The following is a 23572-nucleotide window of genomic DNA, read 5'->3' as shown; positions in this document are numbered from 1 at the left end:
ACCGCACTTTGTTATTTCTTATTGGTAAAGCCTATTGAATTTAGAGAGATGACCCTATTTTTACCTATTGTTTTTGCTTATGATGAGCGTATGATTGCACAAAATTTATCATAAACTTAGGAGTAAAAAATGGAAAAACCTGCAATTGTTTTAGTACACGGTTTTTGGGGCGGTGCAAGCCATTGGAATAACGTGATTAACGCATTGAAAGCACAGGGGTATTTTGATGTGTATGCGGTAGAAAATCCGCTCACTTCATTAGCTGATGATGCAGCGCGTACACGCAAAATGGTGGCGCAAATTCAGAAGCCTGTGGTGCTGGTAGGGCATTCTTATGGGGGTAAAGTGATCACAGAAATGGGCGATTTACCTAATGTGAAAGCTTTAGTTTATATCGCCGCCTTTGCCCCTGAAGTGGGTGAAAGTGCGGGCGGAATTAGTCAACAAAATCCACCTGAAGCATTTTCTGCCATTGTTGGCGATAGTGATGGTTATTTATGGATTGACCGCAGTCGTTATCAGCAAAGTTTTTGCCAAGATGTGAGTGAGGACGAAGCGTACCCAATGGCGATTACACAAAAAGCCCCATTAGCTTCCACTTTTGCGGATACCGTCAGCCAAGCCGCTTGGAAGGTGAAACCAAGTTTTTATCAAATTTCTACGCAAGATAGAATGATCTCTCCGGCTAACCAAAAAATGATGGCGGAACGCATTTCCCCACGTAAAATTATCAGCCTTGATGCAAGCCACGCTTCGCTAATGTCGCAAGCCGAAGCGGTAACTCAACTGATTATAGATGCCGCAACAATGGCATAAAATAAAGAAAAAAGCACCGCACTTTGAATTTTTAAAATCACATCAAAGTGCGGTAATTTTTTCAAAAAAATACCGCCTAAAATTAGACGGTATAAAATAAAAAGACACTCATTAAAAGTTTATTTTTCAGAATCTAAAACTTCGTGGTTTTTCTCAACTTCACGGGCTTTTTGATAGCTTTCGATTAATAGTTGATATTCAGGGAAAACGGCTTGATAAGCCTCTGCCCATTTTTCTGCATCAGGACGATTCCAAGTTTGTTGGATTTCAGCGCATAGCCTTATATTTCCGTACGCAAAGAAATACAACATAACCAACTCAAGATTGCCCTTGCCGATCCTTATCATTTACCGAGTGGAATGATCCACGCAGTTTATCCGTCAAGAAAAAGCCTATTACCCACCGCAGCCGCCTTGCTAGAATATTTAGCGCAATGGTTTAAAGAAAGTGATGTGGAATAGGGGGAAAATTTGTGAAATTTTGACCGCACTTTGAATGGCTTATCAAGGTAGATCAAAGTGCGGTAATTTTTTTCAATATTTTTTAGAATGCGATGTTCTCGCCATCATTTGGCACACTAACGCGATCGGTTAATTTTTCTTTAGCGATAAATTCGCGTAAATCTTTACGGCTTACCGCAGTGTGATTGACTGAATCCATATGTACCGCAATGATTTTGGCATTTGGCACGGCTTGGTAAGCGTGAGCCACGTCTTCTTTGCTCATAATAATGCCGTTATTTGGAAAGGCATTAACGCGCGCATCACCTGTATTCATCACTAACACATCAGGGTTGTAATTGATTAAGGCTTTGTTTACATCTGCCGTCCACAATGTATCACCCAAAATATAGAGAGTTTTGTGATCTTTGGCGGTGAATACCACACCCATTGCATCGCCTAAGAGCTTACCCAATGGGGCAACGGCATACATTTCAGGCGTGCCGTGTGCGCCCCCTGTTTTGTGTAGCGTTACTTTGCCGATTTTTAGGCTTTCATCTAGCACGCGAACATCTTTAAACCCTTGATCTTTAATGAGTTTTGCATCGGCTTGATTTTGTACGATGATAGGCAAATTTTTCGGTAAGATTTGTTGTGCCACAGGATCCCAGTGATCTAAATGGGTATGAGTAACCACCACCGCAGACACGCCTTTGAACACGTCTTCAGCAGGCATAGGTAACTCAATCAATGGATTACGCTTTTGGCTGTTGAGCGTGCCTTCAAAACCTTCATAAGTGCCTTTTTTGGCAAGCATTGGGTCGATTAAAAAGGTTTCGCCCGCATAAGTGAGCTTAGCTGTGGCATTGCGAATATGTTGATAGACATCTTGCGCCAAAGCGTTAGTTGCCAATACGGCGCTAAGTAAAAAGCTAGAAAATAAGTGTTTAATCTTCATAAAATTTCCTTTGTTGATGAAAAATGCCATTATCGCTATTTTGCTAAATCAAAAATATTGGCTTATTATTCATATAACGAAAAGATTGGCTCAAAAATCGAGAAAAATATGACCGCACCTGTTGTTGCTTTGGTTTTATACCCTAATTTTAATCCCTTTCAATTTGCCATTCCGAATATGGTTTTTTCACTGAATATGGGTGAAGATCCCTTATTTAAGGTGAAAATCGTGGCAGAAAATACCCAAAGTTGCTATGGCGAAAAGGGCATTTTTGTGCCTGCTGATGGGGATTTATCCTTGTTGGAAACAGCTGATGTTATTGTTCATTTTGGTTGGCACGATTTAACCCAACCGCCTAGCTTAGCAATGCAAAACGCCTTGCAAAGTGCCTTGGAACGTGGCGCATTATTAGTGGGGCTATGTTACGGTGCGTTTCCATTGGCATACAGTGGCGTGCTAAACGGCAAACGTGCCACAACCCATTGGCTAGGGGAGGCGGCTTTTCGTCAGCGTTTTCCAAACGTAAATTTGGATATTCAAGCGATTTATGTGGAAGACGGTAAGGTGATGACTTCAGCAGGCACGGCGGCAGGGCTAGATTGCTGTTTAGCCATTGTGCGGCGGATTTATGGGGTGAAAATAGCCAATCAGTTGGCTCGAATGTTGGTGATCTCACCACACCGAGAAGGTGGGCAGGCACAGTTTATCGAACGCCCAGTGGCAAGAAAATCCGCCAGTGAAAATATCAATGAATTATTGCAGTATATTCAGCAAAATTTGATGCAGGATTATTGCATTAATGATCTTGCCCAGCGTTTAAATATGAGCCGCAGCACCTTTACCCGCCATTTTCGCCAAGCCACAGGAATGGCGTTTACAGAATGGTTGATTGAAATTCGCTTGCAGCAAGCACGCATTTTATTAGAAAGCACAGATTTAGAAATTGAACGCCTTGCGGCTCAAGTGGGATTTCATTCTGCCACCGCCTTTCGCCAACATTTCAAGAAAAAACATCAAATTAGCCCAAGCCTTTGGCGGAGAAGATTTAAGGAAAAATTGTGAAAAAAGCACCGCACTTCCCCATTTCACGCACAAAAAAAAAGTGCCTCTTTCTGTGGGGGGAGAGGCACTAAAGTGTTGGAGTGATTATCTATTATTGTTTGAATGGTTAGATGATAATAGTTCTCAAATAGGAAGTCAATAGATAAATGCAAATAATTCTCAACAAATTTTGTTATTCGATGTAAGGCACTGAATTTGTAAGAGAAAGTGCAGTGGGAATTTGTTGAGAAAATTCAAATTCCCCTGCGTAGGCATAAACTTCCACACCTTCTTTAATGGCTTGGCTAAGCAGTTTGGCATATTCGGGATCGATATATTCTGCCACTTTGAAGCGATCGAAACCGTTGTGCAATCCTGCGAAAAAAATCACCGCTCTATGTCCCAGCTTTTTCATCGCCATTAATTCACGCAAGTGTTTTTGCCCGCGGGTTGTTACTGCATCGGGGAACATTCCGAGATTGCCTTTTACGAGCGTGACGGATTTCACTTCAACATAGCAATCGGGCAAGCCTTCGCCTTTGAGCAGAAAATCAATGCGGCTGTTTTCTTCGCCATATTTCATTTCAGGCAGAATTTCGCTGTATGCGGCTAATTCTTTGATTTGCTTATTTTGCAAGGCTTCAAAGGTGAGCTGATTGGAACGGTGCGTGTTAATGCACACCATTTGCCCATTTTTGAGCTGGGTGAGCTCCCACGAATGGGGGTATTTACGAGTTTTGCTGTCGGAGGTGGAATACCAAATGGTATCGCCTTTTTCGCCACAGCCTGTCATCGCCCCTGTGTTGGCGCAGTGAATGGTAAGGATTTCACCGTTCGCTAGTTCTACATCGGCTAAAAAACGTTTGTAACGGCGTATCAGTGTGGCGGATTGAAGTGCGGGTAATTGCATTTTGTGTTCCTGTTTCGATTAAAAAGGGAAGTGTATCATTTTGTAAAATTGTGAAAAAGTAAAGTGCGGTGCTTTTTTATTCGTTTTTAATTATTGATTCTATGGCTTTTTTAGATGATTTTTAAAAATTTGATTTATAGGTAAATTTTTTCAATGAAATTTGCAAAATCTTTTTGTATCTTTTTTGCAATAAATGGTACAGTTAGGGCAGTTTGACTTTTGTCATTTATGGGCTGGAAAGCAAGGTTTTCCAGATTTTATCATCAACCAATTTGAAGGAAACATTATGTTAATTGGTGTACCTAAAGAACTGCTTGATAATGAAACCCGTGTGGCGGCAACGCCAAAGACTGTTCAGCAAATTTTAAAGCTTGGCTTTGAAGTGCTGGTTGAACACGATGCAGGTTTTAAAGCAAGTTTTGAAGATCAGGCATTTATTAATGCAGGCGCGAAAATCGGCACAGCACAAGAGGTTTGGAATGCCGATGTGATTATGAAAGTGAATCCGCCAACCGATGAGGAAATTGCGTTAATTAAAGAAGGGGCAACCCTGATCAGCTTTATTTGGCCAGCCCAAAATGAAGCCTTAATGCAAAAATTATCGGCTAAGAAAATCAATGTGTTAGCAATGGACGCGGTGCCGCGTATTTCTCGTGCGCAATCCTTAGATGCCCTTTCGTCAATGGCGAATATTTCAGGCTATCGTGCGGTGGTGGAAGCTGCCAATGCGTTTGGTAGTTTCTTCACTGGACAAATCACGGCGGCAGGTAAAGTGCCACCTGCGAAAGTGTTGGTAATTGGTGCGGGTGTGGCAGGTTTAGCGGCGATTGGTACCGCAAATAGCCTTGGTGCCATTGTGCGTGCCTTTGACTCTCGTCCTGAAGTAAAAGAGCAAGTGAAATCAATGGGCGCAGACTTCTTAGAAATTGATTTTGAAGAAGAAGGCGGTTCAGGCGATGGTTATGCGAAAGTGATGTCGGAAGAATTTAATCGCCGTGCAATGGAGCTTTATGCTGCACAAGCGAAAGAAGTGGATATTATCATCACCACTGCTGCGATCCCAGGAAAACCTGCACCACGTTTGATCACCAAAGAAATGGTGGATTCAATGAAACCGGGTTCGGTAATTGTGGATTTAGCCGCCCTAACAGGGGGAAACTGCGAGTACACTAAACCGGGTGAAGTGTTCGTTACCGATAATCAAGTGAAAGTGATCGGTTATACCGATTTCCCTGCACGCTTGCCAACGCAATCTTCCCAACTTTACGGGACTAACTTGGTGAACTTGCTCAAGTTATTATGTAAAGAGAAAGACGGTACGATCAATATTGATTTTGATGATGTTGTGTTACGTGGTGTAACAGTCATTCGCGATGGTGAAATCACTTGGCCGGCACCGCCAATTCAAGTTTCTGCCCAACCACAACAAAAAGCTGAGGTTGTAGTTGAGAAGAAAGAACAAAAACCACAAGATCCGCGTATCAAATACGGTATTATGGGAGCAATTGGCGTGCTGTTCTTATGGCTAGGTTCAGTAATGCCTGCGGCATTCTTATCACATTTCACCGTGTTCGTACTTGCTTGTGTGGTGGGATACTATGTGGTTTGGAATGTGAGCCACGCCTTACATACCCCATTAATGGCAGTAACTAACGCCATTTCAGGCATTATCATTGTGGGAGCGTTATTGCAAATTGCCCAAGGCAGTTTCTTTATCAGCCTACTCGCATTTATTGCAATTTTAGTCGCAAGTATCAATATCTTTGGTGGCTTTAAAGTGACCCAACGTATGCTTGCAATGTTTAGAAAAGGTTAAGGAGAAAAAGCAATGTCAGAAGGTTTAGTACAGGCTGCATATATTGTAGCGGCATTACTTTTCATTATGAGCTTAGCAGGGCTTTCTAAACACGAAACTGCTAAAGCAGGTTGTTGGTATGGTATCGTGGGGATGACTATTGCCCTTATCGCAACCATTTTCGGGCCACAAACGTCAGGACAAATTTGGATTTTAATTGCAATGGCGATTGGCGCGGTGATTGGTATCCAACGTGCATTAAAAGTAGAAATGACCGAAATGCCAGAGCTTGTAGCTATTTTACATAGCTTTGTTGGTCTTGCTGCTGTGTTGGTCGGCTTTAATAGCTTTGGCTTACACGTTACGCCAGAATTTGTTGCACCAGAAGGTACAGCATTTATCAGCGAAGCAGCATTAGAAAATGCGAAAGCAGCATTTGATGCGGAACAAGCGACTTTAGCAACTATCCATAATGTTGAAGTGTTCTTAGGCATCTTCATCGGGGCAGTAACTTTCACAGGGTCTGTGGTCGCATTCGGTAAACTACGTGGGATTATTAATTCTAAAGCCTTAATGTTACCGCATCGCCATAAATTAAATTTAGCGGCGTTAGTGGTTTCGGCGTTATTAATGATCGCATTTTTAAGCTCGCCAGAAAATATCTTCCCAGTGCTATTAATGACTATCATTGCTCTTGCCTTTGGTTGGCATTTAGTGGCATCAATTGGTGGTGCAGATATGCCAGTGGTGGTATCAATGCTGAACTCTTATTCAGGTTGGGCAGCGGCAGCAGCAGGCTTTATGCTTAATAATGATCTCTTGATCGTAACTGGGGCATTAGTAGGCTCTTCAGGGGCGATTCTTTCTTACATTATGTGTAAAGCAATGAACCGTTCATTTATCAGCGTTATCGCTGGCGGTTTTGGTAATGATGTGGTTGCAAGTGGTGATCAAGAACAAGGCGAACACCGTGAAACAAGCGCGGAAGAAGTAGCGGAAATGCTGAAAAATGCAAGCTCTGTGATCATCACACCGGGCTATGGAATGGCGGTGGCACAAGCGCAATATCCCGTGGCTGAAATTACACAAAAATTACGTGATCGTGGCGTGAATGTGCGTTTTGGTATTCACCCAGTAGCAGGGCGTTTACCGGGTCATATGAACGTGTTACTCGCTGAAGCCAAAGTGCCTTATGACGTGGTATTAGAAATGGACGAAATCAACGATGATTTTGCTGATACCGATGTCGTCTTAGTTATTGGCGCAAATGACACCGTAAACCCTGCGGCAATGGATGATCCAAACAGCCCAATCGCAGGAATGCCAGTGCTAGAAGTGTGGAAAGCCGCTAATGTGGTGGTATTCAAACGCTCAATGGCAGTAGGCTACGCCGGCGTACAAAATCCATTATTCTTCAAAGAAAACACCCAAATGCTCTTCGGCGATGCGAAAGAGCGTGTTGATGATATTTTGAAGGCGTTGTAGGGATTGCTGAAAATGTATTAAAAATGAACCGCACTTTGAATTGAAGTGCGGTTAATCTAATTTTATCATTTATAGATATGCTACACGGAGCTTGTATGATTTGGAGTGATTTAAATAAAAATAGGTTGTATTACATTATTAATTTATTGCTATTTGCATTTTTTTCTACATTGATAACTATAAAAAATGCTTATTATATTGCTCCGTTGTTACTAGTTTTAATATCTTTTTTTGTAATTGCTAGAAACAAAAGTGAAATTGTTATCTCTAAATATATAAAATATTATATATTTTCTGCCTTAAGTTTTTATTTGGTTTCGTTCTTTGTTGCTTTAATTAATGGAGATTCTATTCCTAGTTCATTTAAAGCAGATCATTTCTTAATCTTGTCAATACCTATTATTCTATTGCTTCAGAAATATAAACTGACTTTTAATTTTATTGCATTAGTTTTTGGGGTAAGTAGTTTCATTTATGGTATTTCTGCGATATATAATAAATTCTTCATTGGAATAGAAAGAGCATTTAGTTATATTCATCCAATTCCAGCAGGAGCGATTATAATGACTGTTTCTTTGTATTGTTTTATTTTTGGAGTTAATTATCTAATAACTAATAAAAAACTATTAGGTATATTAATGTTGTGTTCAGCATCGGTAGGACTTTTTGGAAATATTTTAACTGGCTCAAGAGGAACTTGGCTTATTTTTCCTGTGGCTATTGTAGTTTTAAGTTTTCACTATAGAAAATATTTAAAAAATATCATTATCCCTTTCTTAGTTTCTATTTTAGCTTTAGTTATTATTGCAGGATTTATTCCCCAAACAGGTATTCAAAAACGTTATAATGAGGCGATTAGTGATGTTACTCAATATTTTGATGGAAGCAATAAAGAAACTTCAATAGGAATGAGATTTGAGTTATGGCGAAGTGCTTTTCAAGGTATTAAAGAAAAACCTTTATTAGGTTGGGGGAAAGATGGCATGGATGAAAAACGATTGGAACAATCTAAGAGCTCTGATTTTCCTTCAATTATAAAAGATTTTCCTCATACTCATAATCTTTTTATTGAGCAAGCTTTTTATAGAGGCATAATTGGATTGGTTTTTCTAGTGCTATTTATTTATACTTTAGGATTTTTCTATATAAAAATGTATAGGAAGGCTGAGAGTGAAGAAAAAAAACTTATAGCACTACTAGGAATAATTAATGTTCTTGCATTACTTTCATTTAGTCTTAGCGATGCTTTATTAAGATTGAAGGAATATGCAATGTTCTTTTATATGTGTAATGTTATTTTTTATGCAATGACAATTGACAATAATCGGAGATTAACCGAATGATATCTATTTATGTGATCCATATTGAGTCAGCAAAAGATAGAGAGAAACTTATTAAAGAGCAATTTGATAAGTTAGGCATTAAATTTCAATTTTTTCCTGCAGTTAATGCAAGAGAGAATCCTGAGCATCCTTTATTTTCTCATTATAATTCAGAAAAACATTTTCAGAGAAAAGGAAGAACTCTTTCATTGGGCGAATTAGGTTGTTTTGCTAGCCATTATTCTTTGTGGAAAGAATGTGCTAATAGCAATACACCTATCATTGTATTAGAGGATGATATAACTATACTTAATAATTTTGAAAGTGTTTATTCGCAATTAGATAAAGTTTTAGCAAAATATCCTTTTGTATGGTTACATAGAAATTATCGAAATAATGCAAAACAAGAAATAGAAAATTTTGGTGCGTTTTCTGTAGCTAAATTCTATAAAGATTATGTTTGTACACAAGGCTATGCGATAACGCCTAAAGTAGCTCAACAATTTTTAGAATATTGCCAAGAATGGATTTATCCAGTTGATGATCAAATGGCTCGTTTCTATGAAAATAAAATAGAAAATTTTGCTATATATCCTCCTTGTATTGAGCATAAAGAAGAAATTGTTTCGCTTATTGGTAAAGATAAGCGTGGGGAGAAGAAGATAACTATTTCTTCTAAAATCAGACGCGAATACTTTAACTTAAAAGATCGCATTAATCGGTTTATACATAATTTTTTATTTAGGCTAAAACATTAATTTCACTATGCAATACCTCCTACTCTCCCTCTTCACCCTCGCTGCGGTGATTTTCATTATTAATTCACATTATCGCTGGACGTATTTTTTTGCGATTGCACAGTTTGTGTTGTTTTTCAGTTTAATGTTTAGCCTTACGGGGCAGTGGCAGCGTGGGCTGAATTTTGCAGCGGTGCTGTTTGTGGTGCTGATGCTTTTTCATCGGCTGAAAATTCATTTTTATAAACAACCGCTCTTGGTGTCTGATTTCTTTTTAGTTCTGGACTGGCGAAATTGGGAAACTTTGCTGCATTATCGCTCGGCTATTTTCGCCATTGCAGGCTTGATTGGATTGCTGGTTTATGCCGTGATGGGCTGGTCGTCAGCAGAGGTGGCAGGCACTGAATGGCGAATTTTGGCAAGTGCGGTGCTTTTTCTCACGATTTTTGCCATTTGCCATTACAGCAAAAATAAATCAGCCATTAAGCAATGGCTTGATTCCTTACCTGATGATGGGCGAGATGTGTTTTTAAACCTACCAATGTCTTGCCGTGGTGTGTTTTTTAAACCGCCTGTTTTTGATGGTGATGCGGATTATTTTCTTAAACAAAAACAACAGGTTGCTGATTATTCACGCACTGCGCAGGCAGAGAAACCAGATATTGTGGTATGGCTTCAGGAATCTACCCTAAACCCGCATAGTTTTGTATTTGAAAGCGCCGATATTTCGCCAATTACAATGTATGAAAATCAGGTTGATACCAAGTTTAACAGTCATTTGCGTGTGCATACCTTAGGTGGTGCAACCTGGAAATCAGAGTTTGCTTTCTTGTCTGGGTTACCTTCAACGGATTTTGGCGCAATGGCGAATGCCGTGTTTTATTCTGTTGTGCCGCATTTGCAATACAGCTTTATCCAAAACTTGAAAGCACAGGGCTATTATTGTGTGGCCTTATCACCGTTCACAAAAGGCAATTACAACGCTAAGCCGGCCTATGATCATCTTGGTTTTGATCTAATGTTGCAGCCGCAAGAGTTGGGTTATCCCGCACCATTAAGCAAAAATTTATGGACGATTGGCAGTGATGAAATGAGCCAATATGTGCAGAAAATTTTGCAAAAAGAAGGTATTCCTGCACTTGAAAAGGTAAATCAGCCTTTATTTGTTTATGTTCTTACAATGCGTGAACACGGGCCTTATCACGATGTTGGTAATGTATTTAATCTGCAAAATCAAGGCTTTACTGCTAAAGGAACGGGCGAGTTAAACGATTATATTCAGCGAATTGTGAAGCTCAATGATGTTATGGAAGATTTCAATCGCTATATGCAAAATCGTCATAAACCTTATGTGCTGGCTTATTTTGGTGATCACCAAATTTCTATTAGTGGTGCGCAGCCTGCTTATCAATTTGATTATCCAAATCCAGATTACATTACGCAATTTGTGGTGCGTAGCAATATGCAAACTGACTTTGAGCAACAACAGGATTTCCTTGATTTAGCTCAGGCTGGCGGTTTGATTTTAGAAATTGCGGGATTGCCTGCCGATGAATTTATGCAAGCCAATATTGCAATGCGCAAATTAAGCGGTGGAAAACTGCAAGATTGCCGAGATGAGCAATTATTGGCAGGCTATCGTCATTATTTGTATCAACAATTAAAGGTGGCAAAATAGATGAGCGAGCAAATCGAAACGCACCCATTTCCCGCGATATTGCCACCGCACGCCACAGTGATGATGATGGGAAGTTTTCCCCCTAAGGCGGAAAAACGCTGTATGGAATTTCATTATCCGAATTTTCAAAATGATATGTGGCGCGTGTATGGTGAAGTGTTTTTCGGACGTGCGGATTATTTTCAAGTGCCAAATGAAAAACGCTTTGATTCCGCTCGAATTAAGGATTTCTTATGGCAAAAGGGCATTGCATTATGTCCAACGGTGCGCAAAGCCATTCGAGAGCAAGATAATGCCTCAGATAAATTTTTGAAAGTGGTGGAAAGTGTCAATCTTAGCGAAGTACTGCCCCAAGTGCCACAATGCCACTGGATTTTCACCACTGGGGGCAAAGCCACTGAGATTTTGCTTTCCCTATTGCCTGAAAAGGTTAAAGCACCGAAAACCAACAGCTTTATCCCATACCCTTACCCCGATTTCTCGCTCAATTTATATCGCCTGCCTTCAACTTCAAGGGCTTATCCACTTGCCTTTGACAAAAAAGTGACGGCCTATCGGGCATTTTTTGAAATGGTGGGATTGGTTTAAAAATATGGCAAAAAATAGCCGCACTTTTGATGCTATAGCTTAAAAGTGCGGTTGTTTTTTGCGAATTTATTTAGTTCTTTTATTCCAGCGTCCCTTGCTGTTTTAAATATTCCAAAACTTTTTGGGTGGCGAGAGAACATTTTTCTTTGTCTTGATAACCAATCCAAGCTAATTCAGCAATTTCACTTTCAGGGCGATAATCACCGATGAAATCCCCTTTGTAACAGGTGAGCGTTACAACGCAATCCATATTTTTTCCGTCTGCTTGAGCGGAAAATGCACCGATTCGTTGAAGGCTATTTTCAATTAAGTCGATGCCCAATTCTTCTTTAATTTCGCGCATTAGGGCTTGTTGATCACTTTCGCCTTGCTCTCTTTTTCCTCCGGGGAGATAAAATTTCTCTTTGCCTTTAGAGCGTGCCATTAATAATTGTTTATCTTTAATGTATAGCCAAGCTAGCTTATCGATTTGCGTCTTCATTTTTGCCTCGCTGAAAATAAAAATCTGCACCTTAAACGCAGAATATTGTATTCCTGTTTAAGGTGCAGATCAAAGTGCGGTGCTTTTTTGCGAATTTTATAAAAATTACGCTTTAGCTTGCGCGCGTTTTACTAAAATAACAGAAAGGGTGAATGCAACGGCGAAAGAAATTACCATACCCACGCTGTACATTGCAAGGCTGTCTGGTTTAATAGATGGAATACCTAAGAACCCTGCTGCGCCAAGTGCTTGCGCTTTTACATTGAAGAACGCAATAAAGGCGCTAGATAAACCTGAACCGATCATTGCCGCTAAGAAAGCTTGGCGATAGCGTAAGTTCACCCCGAACATTGCAGGCTCAGTGATCCCTAATAACGCAGAAATACCTGAAGGAACAGCTAAGCCGCGTACTTTTGGATCTTTCAATGCGAATGCCACGCCTAAACAAGCCGCACCCTGTGCGATGTTTGACATTGCCGCGATTGGGAAGATGAATGTACCGCCCGATAATGACATATTAGAAAGCAGCTGCGTTTCTACGGCGATAAAGGTTTGGTGCATACCAGTGATAACGATTGGTGCATAGAACGTCCCGAAAATACCACCACCGATAAAGCCAAGTTTGTCATATAACCAAGTTAAACCGATAGTGATCAAATCCCCCGCTTCACGTCCGATTGGCCCAATCACGGTGAACGCCAGTAAACCTGCGATAAAGAGCGAGAACATTGGGGTGATCAGGTTGTCGAGATAAGACGGCACAAATTTACGGAATGTTTTTTCTAACGTAGCTAGAACCCAAGCCGAAATCAAGGTTGGAATTACCGTGCCTTGGTAGCCCACTTTTTCGATTTCTAAACCGAATACATTCCAGTGTGTGATTTTGCCTTGCGCAGCGGTAAGGGCATAGTTCCAGCCGTCCGCCAATGCAGGGTGAACCAATAACATTCCCAATGCTGCCCCTAAGAACGGATTTCCACCGAATTTACGGGTGGCAGAAAAACCAAGCAATACCGGCAAGAACACGAATGGCGCGTTGGCAATAGTATTAATAAAATCAACCAAATCAGAAAGATTGCTGAAGCGATCCACAACAGAATAACCCGTGATAGGTTGCCCTGAATCGCGCAAGGCTTGTGGTACGTCCCAGAAGAAACCTTGTGCGGTAAGCATACTGTGGATACCCATTAACAAACCGCCCGCCACGATAGCCGGGATAATTGGCACGAAAATATCCGCCAAGCCTTTCACCAAGCGCATAATTAGCCCTTGGTTATTTTCTGAAGCTTGTTTCGCCACTTCATTTTTGGTCATATCGCCGATGTTAAGCTGTTTCGCCATTTCATCGTGTACTTTATTTACGGTACCTGAACCAAAAATAATTTGATACTGGCCAGAAACTGCAAATTGACCTTTTACACCATCAATATTTTCGATAGCTTCTTTGTCAATTTTGCCTTCGTCTTTCACCACAATGCGTAAGCGAGTTGCGCAATGTGCAAGCGCGCTGATGTTGTCTTTGCCGCCCAGTTTATCAATCACCTGCTTGGCAACATTTGGAAAATTCATCGGTTTTCTCCTCTTGTTGATGTCGAATTAAAATTGCACAGATTTTAGCTAAAACCTTCAAGCGTGGCTAGTGTAATGTGTAAAAACTTTGCTAATGATCAACAGAATTTAGCCAATTCATTAATTTGTCCAAATCTTTCTGCCAATTTTGCGATAGTTGTTCCAAATAATGGGCGATTTCACTTTCCCAATTTGGGTTTTCGCTATGTTGGGCTTGTTCGGCGATTTGTTGGATACGTTTTAAGCCCACTGAACCTGCCGCACCTTTGATTTTATGGGCAATGTTGCCGACTTCAGTTTTGTGAGCGGGTTGAGTTTGATAAATTTGGTAAGCCGCCATTAATTCCGCCATATAATCAGGCATTAGCTGTTGGAAAAGTGCGGTGTTATTTTTTACTGTTTTTACGCCCAATAAAGCGACAAATTCATTGAGCGTGGCGAAATCTAGTGCTTCATCTTGTTCTATTGCTGTTTCTGGCATTGCTTTGGAAGAACTTTCGCCTAGCGGCATTACGATCTCATCAGCAAAATATTGATAAAGACATTGCGTCAGTGCCTCTAAAGAGAGGGGTTTACGCAGAATATCGTCCATTCCTTGCTGTAAATACGCTTGCTTATCGTGCATTACATTGGCGGTGAGTGCAATGAGTGGCGGCAGATAATCATATTCATCATTTTCGTATTTTTGGCGTAAATGCTGGGCGATTTGAAAGCCCGACATATCTGGCAGCTGAATGTCAATGAGTAGCAAGTCATAGCTATTTTGTTCAAATTTTTCAATGGCTTGTTGCCCCGTCATTGCGACATCTACTTCATAACCTAATTTTTCCAGCACGGATTTCGCCACGATCACATTCACTTCAATATCTTCAATCAGCAAAATACGCAGTTGGTTTGGCAGATGTTGATGATAGGCTAACGGCTTGCTGACGGGGGCAGCCTGAATGGTTAAGGTAAAAACGGAGCCTTTTTTCACCGCACTTTGCACGCTGAGATCACCGCCCATTAAATTGGCAATGGTTTTGGAAACTGCCAAGCCAATGCCGCTGCCTGCGTGCTGATATTGATTGGATTGCACGCGGTAATACATTGCGAAAATATTTGCTAGCTCGCTTTCAGCAATGCCAATACCCGTATCGGAAATGGCGAAAGCAAATTGCTGTTCGCCAGTTCGGCTAACTTTCAGCTTGATCACGCCTTTGGGGGTAAATTTCACCGCATTATTAATTAAGTTCCATAAAATTTGGCTTAATCTGGCGCTATCTAGCATCAGCCATTGCGGTAAATCAGGTTCGTATTCCAGTTCAAATTTGAGCTGATTTTGCTCCGCCATTAAGGTCGCAAAATTGGCAATATCATTAAGAAAGGCATAAAAATCCGTTTCTTTGCGATTTAACTCAATTTTGTGCGCATCAATTTTTTCCAAATCAATAATATCGCTAAAAATATGCCCTAAAGACACCGCACTCATATTGATGGTTTTCAGATAATTTTGCTGTTCGGCGCTTAAATTGCCGTCTAATAAAATGCGGCTTAAGCCAATAATGCCGTTCAGTGGTGTGCGTAATTCGTGGCTAATGGTGGTCATCAAGGCGGTTTTGTTACGGCTGTTTTGCTCTAAATCATTTAATGCCACAGAAAGTTTTTTTTCTGCCACCATTCGTTCTGAGACTTCACGGCGTAAATTTTCCACTAATTTGGCTAATTCAAGGCGAGATTTTTCCAGTTTTTCCACTAAAAGGGTGAAGAAATAGATTACAAAGGGCGCGGAAATCAAGCCAAACACCACGGAACGCACCACGTCCGTCCAATAAACCGTTCCCACCACACAAAGGCTGAACAACACTTGTGTGCATAAAGCCAACACTGCCAGTGCTAAGACGCCAAGTATAGAAAATCGCACGCGTCCAAGGCGGATTACCCAATCCACATAACGTTGTGCAAAGTGTTTGATATTTCTCATTTTACAACCTTGATTTAGCCAAATAGACAATGGCATTATGATAACAACAACGCATAAAAAAAGAGATAAAAATTTGCCCTAGACAAGGCTAGGGCAAAATTTGAATAGGTAAGAAGAAAAATGATGCGATAATTAACGGCTGCGGAAAATAATGCGTCCTTTACTTAAATCGTAAGGGGTCATTTCCACGGTTACTTTATCGCCAGTTAAAATACGAATATAGTTTTTACGCATTTTCCCTGAAATATGTGCGGTTACAACGTGTCCATTTTCCAATTCCACACGGAACATCGTGTTTGGCAAGGTTTCTAAAATCGTGCCTTGCATTTCAATGCAATCTTCTTTAGCCATTAATTCCTCTAATATTAGTTAATAAATAAGTCAAAAAACGGGCGAATTATACTCTTATCAATCGCATTCACCAAGTTTTTTCTAGAAATTTAGTCTAATGGGCAAGTTTTGCTAAATTGTGGTAAAATCCGCCGCCGTGAAATTCACTTCATTTTTTATCTTCAACTAAGGAAATGTTTATGAGTATTGCCTCGCCACAAGCGGTGCTAGATTTTTGGTTTAGCGAAGAGAATCAACCGTTTTGGTTTGTTAAAAGCGATGAATTTGATGACAAAATTCGCGAAAAATTTGACCGCACTTTAAAAGCCGCCGCGCAAGGTGAATGCACCAACTGGCGTGAAACCATTGAAGGGCGCTTGGCAGAAATTATCGTGTTAGATCAATTCTCGCGTAATTTATATCGCAACACCCCAGCAGCCTTTGCGCAGGATTCAATGGCATTAGTGTTGGCTCAAGAAGCCATTAAACAGCCTGATTTTGCTAGTCTACCGACCTTATGGCGTAAATTTATGATTATGCCTTATATGCACAGTGAATCAGCGCTGATTCATCAGCAAGCGGTGGAATTATTTACCGCACTCAATGATGATTACACCTTAGATTTTGAACTGCGCCATAAAGCGATTATTGATAAATTTAATCGTTATCCGCACCGCAATGCGATTTTAAATCGCACATCAACCGCGGAAGAAATTGAATTTTTAAACCAGCCTAATTCTTCTTTTTAATTCGGAGTATTGAATGATTCATAAATTAATGAAAGCCCGTGATCACCACGAGGTCCATCGTGTTGCCACCACATTAGAGCTTTATTTTGATTTAGTTTTCGTGATCGCCATTGCAGCGACTGCAAGCGGCTTGCATCACGCCCTTGCGGCGCATCATTTCAGTGAAGGCTTAATCCATTTTGCCACTTCATTTTTCTGCGTGTGGTGGGCGTGGATGAACTTTACTTGGTTTGCCTCTGCTTACGACAATGATGATTTTACTTATCGCATTGTAACAATGGTGCAAATGTTCGGCGCAATTATTTTAGCTATCGGTATTAATAATGTATTTGAACACAACGATTATGTGATGATTTTGATCGGCTACATCGTAATGCGTGTAGCAATGGCGTATCAATGGTTTCGTGCTGCAAAAGGCGATCCAGAGCGCCGCACCACCTGTTTACGTTATGCTTTCGGGATTATTTTCGCACAAATTTGTTGGACTATTGTGGCATTAAAATTCCCTTATTTATTCAACACCTTATTCCCATTCTTAGCCTTGCTTGAGCTTTCTGTGCCAGCCTGGGCGGAAAGTGCCAACAAAACCCCTTGGCACCCACATCACATTTCAGAGCGTTACGGCTTATTAGTGATTATCGTTTTGGGCGAAGGGATTTTAGGCGCAACTAACGCCATCACACCATTATTCCACAGCAATGAAGCAATGCTCACTGAAGCATTCCCATTAGGCTTAGGGATTTCAGCGTTAATGTTCTCCCTTTGGTGGCTTTATTTCAAAATGCCGTGGGGCGAATTTTTGCACAGCGATCGCACGTTAAATAATGCCTTAGTCTATGGCTACGGACATTTATTGATTTTCATCGCGCTTACCGCTTTAGGTTCTGGATTAGAATTGTTAGCCGATTCCGTGAAAGAATTTGGCACAATGGCGGAAGTGGTGGAACACGCAAGTTCAAATGCACATTCTGTTTCGCCTTTATTTGCAATGACCGTGTTAAGCATTTGCTCGGCGGTTTATCTCATCGCCTTAGCATTCTTGCGTTGGTATTTAGATAAAGATACCAATTACAGCGTGATCGGTTTTGTGCTTGCTATCGCTGCGACTTTCCTTGGCGTGCTATGTGTGTATTTAGGAATGCCGTTGCAATGGTCAATTTGGTTCACCGTGATTGCACCAATTGCAATGATCTCATTCTATAAAACGAAGCCAATTGCTTAAGTTTCATTGATCTTTCCCCTAGCTGAAAAAATGGGCTAGGGGAGATTTAACATTTTGATTTTTCTCACTCTTGTATTAGGATGACTAAACCTAATCTAAATAAGGAAGATCATTATGTTAATTCACCTTTCAACACAACCTGCCAGCCCAGTTTGGGGCGAAAATGCGTTACTCAGTTTTGCAAATGACGAAGGCACGGTTCACCTTAAACAAAATTCGACAAATTCCGACCGCACTTTAATTCAAAAAGCCGCGCGTAAATTGCGTAATCAAGGCATTAAAGAGGTGGAATTAGTGGGCGAAAATTGGGATTTAGAAAACTGTTGGGCGTTTTATCAAGGTTTTTATTCTGCAAAACAGGATTATGCCATTGAGTTTCCTCATTTAGATGACGAACCGCAAGCGGAGCTATTTGCCCGTATTCAGTGCGGTGATTTTGTGAGAGAAATCATTAATTTACCTTCCGATGTTATCACGCCACAAAAATTAGCTGAACGCGCGGCGCAATTTATTGCAGAGCTTGCAGCGGAATACGCCAATGAAAGTGCGGTGAATTTTGAGATTATTTCTGGCGAAGCCTTATTAGAGAAAAATTATCAAGGCATTTGGAATGTGGGCAAAGCCTCCAACCATAAGCCAGCAATGTTGCAATTAGATTTCAATCCAAGCCAAGATCCAAACGCCCCTGTTTTAGCTTGTCTAGTGGGCAAAGGGATCACCTTTGACAGTGGTGGTTATAGCTTAAAGCCAAGTGACTCAATGTCCACAATGCGCACTGATATGGGCGGCGCAGCCTTAGTTACTGGCGCATTAGGTATGGCCATTGCTGGTGGCTTAAACCAGCGCGTGAAACTTTATCTCTGCTGCGCGGAAAATATGGTAAGCGCCGAAGCAATGAAGTTGGGCGATATTATCACTTATCGCAATGGCGTAACCGCTGAAGTGTTAAATACCGATGCAGAAGGGCGTTTAGTGCTGGCTGATGGCTTAATTGAAGCGGATAAGCAAAATCCACAATTTATTATTGATTGCGCAACCTTGACGGGCGCAGCAAAAATGGCGGTGGGCAATGATTATCACAGCGTGCTTTCAATGGATAACGAACTCGTTGCAAGCCTGTTTAACGCTGCACAAACGGCTAACGAGCCTTTCTGGCGTTTGCCTTTTGAAGAATTTCACCGTGCGCAGATCAGCTCTCAATTTGCCCAAATCGCCAATATCGGCACAGTACCAGTGGGCGCGGGCGCAAGTACTGCAACAGCATTTTTATCTTACTTCGTGAAAAATTACCAACACCATTGGCTGCATATTGATTGCTCGGCGACTTATCGTAAATCAGCCAGTGATTTATGGGCAACAGGCGCAACAGGCATTGGCGTGCAGACCTTGGCGCATCTTTTACTCAACCAAGCAAATTCATAGGAGGAAAGCGTGGAACGGACATTATCCATTATTAAACCTGATGCGGTAGAGCGTAATTTAATTGGCAAAATTCTCAACCGCTTAGAAAGTGAAGGGTTTCACATCATCGCAATGAAAATGGTGCATTTAACGCAAACACAAGCAGAAGGGTTTTATGCGGAACATCAAGGAAAGCCATTTTTTGATGATTTGGTGAAATATATGACTTCCGCACCAGTGGTGGTTTCTGTGCTAGAAAAAGAAAATGCAATAAAAAACTACCGCACTTTAATGGGCAAAACCAACCCAGAAGAAGCCGATGAAGGCACATTACGCAAAGAATTTGCCTTAAGCAAAACTCAAAACTGCGTTCACGGCTCTGATAGCCCTGAAAGCGCCGCCCGTGAAATTGCCTATTTCTTTGCAGATTCGGAAATTTGCCCACGAGCAGAATAATATTGTGCTTTTATACAAGCACAAGAGCGATAAAAACAAAAGAGCCAATAAAATTGGCTCTTTTTTATGCTTATGAAAAATAGCAAATTAATCCAAACGCGCTGCCATTTTGAGCCAGTCGGCTTTAAATTCACGGCGCATATTGTTGATTGCGTCAATAATATCGTGGTGAACAAGGTGTTCGTTTTGGATTCCCACGCAGTAACCGCCTTTGCCTTGTAAAAGCAGATCTACCGCATAAACGCCCATACGAGAAGCTAAAATACGGTCAAAGGCGCAAGGTGTACCACCACGTTGGATGTGACCTAAAATGGTTGCGCGAGTTTCGTGTTTTACACGGGCTTCAATTTCTTTGGCTAACTCATTCACATCGCAAATATGCTCTGTCATCGCAATGATTGCGTGGCGTTTGCCAGCTTGGATACTGCGCTCAAGGTGCTGAATTAATTCTTCGCGGTTAAATTCTACTTCTGACGCTACAATGTATTCACAGCCACCTGCAATCCCTGCAGAAATGGTTAAGTCGCTACAATGTCTGCCCATTAATTCCACGATTGAAATACGTTGGTGCGAGCTTGATGTATCACGCAAGCGGTCAATAGCCGTTACCGCCGTTTCTAATGCGGTTTGATAGCCGATGGTGTAGTCTGTGCCTGCCACATCGTTATCAATAGTGCCGGGGATACCCACACAAGGGAAGCCGTGTTCTTCGGTAAGCAATTTTGCCCCCATATAAGAACCGTCCCCACCGATAACAACGAGTGCATCAATGCCGTGGGAACGTAAAATTTCCGCACATTTTGCCCGCACTTCTGGGTTTTTAAATTCTGGGAAGCGTGCTGAACCAAGGAATGTTCCGCCGCGGTTAATAATATCTGATACGCTATAACGTGTTAATTGCTTGATTTTATTGTGATAAAGCCCGTGATAACCATCATAGATACCATAAACTTCTAAGCCTTCGCCTAAGGCTGAACGAACCACACCACGGATCGCAGCATTCATTCCTGGGGCATCACCACCACTTGTTAATACGGCAATTTTTTTAATCATAATCATCAATACCTTTATTCAAAGTTAATAATATAAAAACTGTGCGTAGCTTACACTATTCGCCAAATCCGCTCTAGAAAAATTTCGTGAATTCTATCACATTTTGATTTAGGTTAAGTATTTGGCTGTAAGCTATCAGCTTGAGCTTGTTCAATCTGCACCACGCTGGTTGGTTCGTGATGAATTACTATATCGACACGGGGAAAACATTGGCGTAAACGCTGTTCAAGATGATCGGTAATTTGATGCGCTTCCACAAAAGAAAGATGATCATCGAGTTCCAAATGAAATTGAATGAAACGAATTGCCCCTGAGCGGCGTGTACGCAAATCGTGAAAGCCTAAAATATTCGGTTGCGATTGAATCACCTGTTCAATTTGCGTAATTTCTTGTGGCGGCAAGGCTTGGTCGAGCAATAACTGAATAGCATCGTAAAACATTTTTGCCGCATTACATAAAATATATAAAGCAATCAAAATAGCAAAAATTGCATCAGCCCACAGCACACCCCATAAGCTCAAGCCTAAAGAACATAAAATCGCAATATTCATCAGTAAGTCGGTTTGATAGTGCAAGCGATCCGCCTTAATCGCAGGGCTATCAGTTTGCTTGATGATATGGCTTTGATACAGCACCAGAAGCAAAGTTGCCACAATGGAAAACAGCGTAACCATAATGCCGAGATAGGTTTGATTTAACAGCTGCGGTGAAGTTAAACGGTAAATCCCTTGTAATAAAAGGAAGATCGCACTACCAGAAATAAACGCACTTTGAATGAGCGAAGCAAGGGATTCCGCTTTACCGTGCCCAAAAGAATGGTTGTGATCCGCTGGCATTAGGGCAAAACGCAAGATCAGCATATTCATAAAAGACGCCAATAAATCCAGCGTAGAATCCGTAATGGACGCTAGCATACTGACGGAGTCCGTTTTCCACCACGCAAAACCTTTGATTAAAATTAACAGCAACGCGGTGAAAATGGCGCAGTGAGCAGCCCGTTTTACTTGTTTAGAATATAACTCTTGCATTAAAGATGACAGCTCCAACTAAAATGCGCATTATTTAATTTCTGCATTTCTTTATCCACCACATATTTCTTCAAATAACGAATTACGCGTTTATGTTTCATATTCATTAATTTGCGATCTTTGGCTATTTTTACTGAATATTGATATTGCACAAAACCGCAAGCTCCAACTAAAATACGCATTATTTAATTTCTGCATTTCTTTATCCACCACATATTTCTTCAAATAACGAATTACGCGGTTGTGTTTCATATTCATTAATTTGCGATCTTTGGCAATTTTCACGGAATATTGATATTGCACAAAACCACAAAATGGAATCTCTTTACCCCGTGCCACGTTTACCTGCCAATCGGGATTTTGTTCAGTTGGATCGTAAATCACAAAGGCAAACAGCTCATTTTTTTTGCTATAAATATCGAAATGCTCTACGCCAGTATTACGATAAACCCGTTTGCGCAAGGCAATGCGATCTTTTAAAGAGAGCTTATCCTTATTGCGATCTTGCAATAATTCGATGGCACTATGCCATTGCTCCGCGCTTTCACCTTTTGGCACATAAACGTAACGAGCAATGGTGCCTAAATCTTGCTGCGAGGCGAGATAATAGGTTTTATCATTATGCTGAATCTGTTGCTCCACCGAAAGTTGTGGGGAAGTGGTGCAAGCAGTCAGCAAAAGAGCGGTTGAAAAAAAGATGATTTTTTGTACCGCACTTTTCTGTTTTACAATCCATTGAAGTAATTGTTTCATTTTATTCACTTAAATCGCGTTTAAACACGAATTCCTTTTCCGTTGATGAAGTGGCGTCAAACCAGTAGCCACCGAGATCAAAATCTTTTAATTGTTCCACTTGAGTGAGGCGATTTTGAATGATGTAGCGACACATTAAACCGCGCGCTTTTTTCGCATAAAAGCTGATCACTTTATATTTACCATTCTTATTATCTAAAAAAACTGGTTTTATAATATGCGCCTTCAACTCACTTTCCTTAACGGATTTATAATATTCATCGGAGGCAAGATTAACTAACACATTATCCCCTTGCTGATCCAAGGCTTGTTGCACCGCCGCGGTGATAATATTGCCCCAAAAATGATACAAATCCTTGCCTTTCGGGTTGGCTAATTTTGTTCCCATTTCTAAACGATAAGGCTGCATTAAATCCAAAGGACGTAGCAAACCATATAAGCCCGACAACATCCTCAAGTGCTGTTGGGCGAATAAAATATCATCACGAGATAAATGCGTGGCATCTAACCCCGTATAAACATCACCTTTGAACGCAAAAATCGCAGGGCGCGAGTTTTGTTCATTGTGATCCTGATTCCACTCAGCAAAACGTGCCACATTTAATGCCGCTAATTTATCGCTAATGGACATTAGAGAGGCAACATCTTGCGGTGTAAGCTGACGACAAATCTCAATCAGCTGCTCGCTATATTCCGTTAAATCAGGCTGAGAAACCTCAAATTTTTCCACCGCACTTTCAAAATCAAGGGTTTTGGCGGGAGAGATAATTGCTAACATAATGAAATCCTTATAAATT

The 23572-nt window shown here is 40.9% G+C and carries 23 protein-coding genes; 12 read left to right on the top strand and 11 right to left on the bottom strand.

Annotated elements, in window-relative coordinates:
• Positions 1-129 precede the first annotated feature (129 nt).
• Entirely contained in the window at positions 130-816 is a 687-nt protein-coding gene (locus tag L5B76_RS08245; protein WP_265755005.1) for an alpha/beta hydrolase, read from the top strand.
• A 119-nt stretch (positions 817-935) separates the two neighbouring features.
• On the opposite strand, the gene L5B76_RS08240 is transcribed toward L5B76_RS08245, so the two are convergent.
• Positions 936-1127, bottom strand: coding sequence for a hypothetical protein (locus L5B76_RS08240; RefSeq protein ID WP_208107154.1), 192 nt, complete (start codon positions 1125-1127; stop codon positions 936-938).
• 232 nt (positions 1128-1359) lie between these two features.
• Positions 1360-2214: an MBL fold metallo-hydrolase gene (locus L5B76_RS08235; RefSeq protein WP_103853205.1), complete on the bottom strand. Its 855-nt coding sequence runs from the start codon at positions 2212-2214 to the stop codon at positions 1360-1362.
• A 108-nt stretch (positions 2215-2322) separates the two neighbouring features.
• Here L5B76_RS08235 and L5B76_RS08230 point away from each other — a divergent pair, with 108 nt between their 5' ends.
• Positions 2323-3276 carry a GlxA family transcriptional regulator gene (locus L5B76_RS08230; protein WP_265755542.1) on the top strand — a complete coding sequence of 318 codons (954 nt, stop codon included), beginning with the start codon at positions 2323-2325 and terminating at the stop codon, positions 3274-3276.
• A gap of 172 nt (positions 3277-3448) precedes the next feature.
• Here the strand turns inward: L5B76_RS08230 and sfsA are convergent, their stop codons facing one another.
• Entirely contained in the window at positions 3449-4165 is a 717-nt protein-coding gene (gene sfsA / locus L5B76_RS08225) for a DNA/RNA nuclease SfsA (RefSeq protein ID WP_265755004.1), read from the bottom strand.
• 286 nt (positions 4166-4451) lie between these two features.
• Between sfsA and pntA the strand changes: the two genes are divergently transcribed.
• The 6 genes from pntA to L5B76_RS08195 all read left to right on the top strand — a co-directional run bounded on the left by pntA (position 4452) and on the right by L5B76_RS08195 (position 11770).
• Complete coding sequence (gene pntA, locus L5B76_RS08220; RefSeq protein WP_265755003.1) at positions 4452-5981, top strand: Re/Si-specific NAD(P)(+) transhydrogenase subunit alpha; 1530 nt, start codon at positions 4452-4454, stop codon at positions 5979-5981.
• A gap of 12 nt (positions 5982-5993) precedes the next feature.
• The gene (pntB, locus tag L5B76_RS08215; RefSeq protein ID WP_265755002.1) at positions 5994-7445 is read left to right on the top strand and encodes a Re/Si-specific NAD(P)(+) transhydrogenase subunit beta; all 1452 of its coding nucleotides are present in this window, start codon (positions 5994-5996) and stop codon (positions 7443-7445) included.
• 95 nt (positions 7446-7540) lie between these two features.
• Entirely contained in the window at positions 7541-8788 is a 1248-nt protein-coding gene (locus L5B76_RS08210; RefSeq protein ID WP_265755000.1) for an O-antigen ligase family protein, read from the top strand.
• A complete protein-coding gene (locus L5B76_RS08205) occupies positions 8785-9525 on the top strand; it encodes a glycosyltransferase family 25 protein (protein ID WP_265754999.1) in 741 nt (246 codons plus the stop codon). The genes L5B76_RS08210 and L5B76_RS08205 overlap by 4 nt, the downstream gene beginning before the upstream one ends.
• Positions 9526-9532: 7 nt before the next feature.
• Positions 9533-11182 (top strand): LTA synthase family protein, encoded by a 1650-nt coding sequence (locus tag L5B76_RS08200; RefSeq protein WP_265754998.1) that lies wholly within the window; start codon positions 9533-9535, stop codon positions 11180-11182.
• Entirely contained in the window at positions 11183-11770 is a 588-nt protein-coding gene (locus L5B76_RS08195) for a DNA glycosylase (RefSeq protein ID WP_265754997.1), read from the top strand.
• A 79-nt stretch (positions 11771-11849) separates the two neighbouring features.
• On the opposite strand, the gene L5B76_RS08190 is transcribed toward L5B76_RS08195, so the two are convergent.
• The 4 genes from L5B76_RS08190 to infA all read right to left on the bottom strand — a co-directional run bounded on the left by L5B76_RS08190 (position 11850) and on the right by infA (position 16134).
• Complete coding sequence (locus tag L5B76_RS08190) at positions 11850-12251, bottom strand: NUDIX hydrolase (protein WP_265754996.1); 402 nt, start codon at positions 12249-12251, stop codon at positions 11850-11852.
• Between the two features lie 105 nt (positions 12252-12356).
• The gene (locus tag L5B76_RS08185; RefSeq protein ID WP_115249163.1) at positions 12357-13820 is read right to left on the bottom strand and encodes a sucrose-specific PTS transporter subunit IIBC; all 1464 of its coding nucleotides are present in this window, start codon (positions 13818-13820) and stop codon (positions 12357-12359) included.
• Positions 13821-13911: 91 nt separating this feature from the next.
• Positions 13912-15783, bottom strand: a complete 1872-nt coding sequence (locus tag L5B76_RS08180; RefSeq protein WP_265754994.1) for an ATP-binding protein — start codon at positions 15781-15783, stop codon at positions 13912-13914.
• A gap of 132 nt (positions 15784-15915) precedes the next feature.
• Complete coding sequence (gene infA / locus L5B76_RS08175; protein WP_005627617.1) at positions 15916-16134, bottom strand: translation initiation factor IF-1; 219 nt, start codon at positions 16132-16134, stop codon at positions 15916-15918.
• 179 nt (positions 16135-16313) lie between these two features.
• Between infA and L5B76_RS08170 the strand changes: the two genes are divergently transcribed.
• The 4 genes from L5B76_RS08170 (at position 16314) to ndk (ending at position 19941) form a co-directional block, all read left to right on the top strand.
• Positions 16314-16862, top strand: coding sequence for a DUF924 family protein (locus L5B76_RS08170; protein ID WP_265754993.1), 549 nt, complete (start codon positions 16314-16316; stop codon positions 16860-16862).
• Positions 16863-16875: 13 nt separating this feature from the next.
• On the top strand, positions 16876-18084 hold the full coding sequence (locus L5B76_RS08165; protein ID WP_265754992.1) for a low temperature requirement protein A: 1209 nt from the start codon (positions 16876-16878) through the stop codon (positions 18082-18084).
• Between the two features lie 114 nt (positions 18085-18198).
• Complete coding sequence (gene pepB / locus L5B76_RS08160) at positions 18199-19506, top strand: aminopeptidase PepB (RefSeq protein WP_126373288.1); 1308 nt, start codon at positions 18199-18201, stop codon at positions 19504-19506.
• Between the two features lie 9 nt (positions 19507-19515).
• Positions 19516-19941, top strand: a complete 426-nt coding sequence (gene ndk / locus L5B76_RS08155; protein ID WP_265754990.1) for a nucleoside-diphosphate kinase — start codon at positions 19516-19518, stop codon at positions 19939-19941.
• A gap of 87 nt (positions 19942-20028) precedes the next feature.
• Here ndk and pfkA read toward each other — a convergent pair whose 3' ends face one another.
• The 4 genes from pfkA to yaaA form a co-directional block, all read right to left on the bottom strand.
• Complete coding sequence (pfkA, locus tag L5B76_RS08150) at positions 20029-20994, bottom strand: 6-phosphofructokinase (RefSeq protein ID WP_265754989.1); 966 nt, start codon at positions 20992-20994, stop codon at positions 20029-20031.
• Positions 20995-21107: 113 nt separating this feature from the next.
• Positions 21108-22022 (bottom strand): cation diffusion facilitator family transporter, encoded by a 915-nt coding sequence (locus tag L5B76_RS08145; RefSeq protein WP_265754988.1) that lies wholly within the window; start codon positions 22020-22022, stop codon positions 21108-21110.
• 90 nt (positions 22023-22112) lie between these two features.
• Positions 22113-22775, bottom strand: a complete 663-nt coding sequence (locus tag L5B76_RS08140; RefSeq protein WP_265754986.1) for a hypothetical protein — start codon at positions 22773-22775, stop codon at positions 22113-22115.
• A 1-nt stretch (position 22776) separates the two neighbouring features.
• Positions 22777-23553, bottom strand: coding sequence for a peroxide stress protein YaaA (gene yaaA, locus L5B76_RS08135; protein ID WP_265754985.1), 777 nt, complete (start codon positions 23551-23553; stop codon positions 22777-22779).
• Positions 23554-23572 lie beyond the last annotated feature (19 nt).

The organism is Avibacterium sp. 21-594, from assembly GCF_026226815.1.
Lineage (GTDB): Bacteria > Pseudomonadota > Gammaproteobacteria > Enterobacterales > Pasteurellaceae > Avibacterium > Avibacterium avium.
This window is presented reverse-complemented; position numbering and strand designations above follow the sequence as displayed.